The following is a 989-nucleotide window of genomic DNA, read 5'->3' on the forward strand; positions in this document are numbered from 1 at the left end:
GTTAAGACAGAAAAATTAAAATCAAATTGGCCAACAACTAATTTAGAATAAAAACTTCCTTGCCATTCTGGATTTGGATTTCCGATTACCGTTCTATCATCTTGATTAAACTTACCATCGCCATTTAAATCTTTTGGTCTTGCCTGACCAGGAGCCATTCCGTAAGATGCTGCCTGAACTGCTTCACTTTCTTGCCAAACTCCATCATAAACATAATTGTAATTTGGGTTTAATGGCGCGCCAAGTATTAATTTGTTTCCAATATCGCTTACTTTATCCTGATTGTAAATTGACTCTAATTTATTTACGTTTTTAGTAAATGTAAAAGTCGTTTCCCACGTTACTTTTCCAGATTTAATGTTCTTTGTTGTCAATAAAGCTTCTATACCTTTATTACTAACAGACCCAACATTTGCAAATGTATTTTTCCAGCCTGACTCTGCTGGCAATTGCTGTTTGTAAATTAAATTGTCTGATAATCTGTCATACACATCGACAGTACCGGTAATTCTATTTTTTAAGAATCCGAAATCTACACCTAAGTTATATTCTCTTGTTTTCTCCCAAGTTAAATTTGGGTTTGCCAAATTCTCTGACTGCCATCCTGGAACTACATTTGAGCCTTGTGCATAAAATGTCTGTTGGTTTAAAAGCGCTTGAGAAGTATAAGCTGCTACGTTATCGTTTCCTGTATAACCAATACTCGCACGTAATTTTAAGTCTGAAACAACAGCACTATTTTCTAAAAATGATTCTTTGCTAAGTTTCCAACCTAAAGCCAATGACGGAAAACTTTCCCATTTATTGCCTTCAGATAAAACAGAAGAACCATCCCATCTAGTAGAAGCTGTAATCAAGTATTTATCTTTAAATGCGTAGTTTAAACGTACTGCATACGAGTTCAAAGTGTTTTTTGCATAAGCCGATTTTATAACATAACTCGTTTGCGCGCCAGACCCCATGTTATCTGTTCCAACATCAAAAGGCTG

Annotated in this window: 1 protein-coding gene; it reads right to left on the reverse strand. The window is 35.3% G+C overall.

What is annotated here, in order from left to right:
* The coding region (locus B3J44_RS10920) for a TonB-dependent receptor domain-containing protein (RefSeq protein WP_286968475.1) at positions 1-989 on the reverse strand (989 nt) is incomplete at both ends.

Origin of the sequence: Flavobacterium sp. UBA4854, from assembly GCF_002399805.1 — a bacterium.
Taxonomy (GTDB): domain Bacteria; phylum Bacteroidota; class Bacteroidia; order Flavobacteriales; family Flavobacteriaceae; genus Flavobacterium; species Flavobacterium ginsengisoli.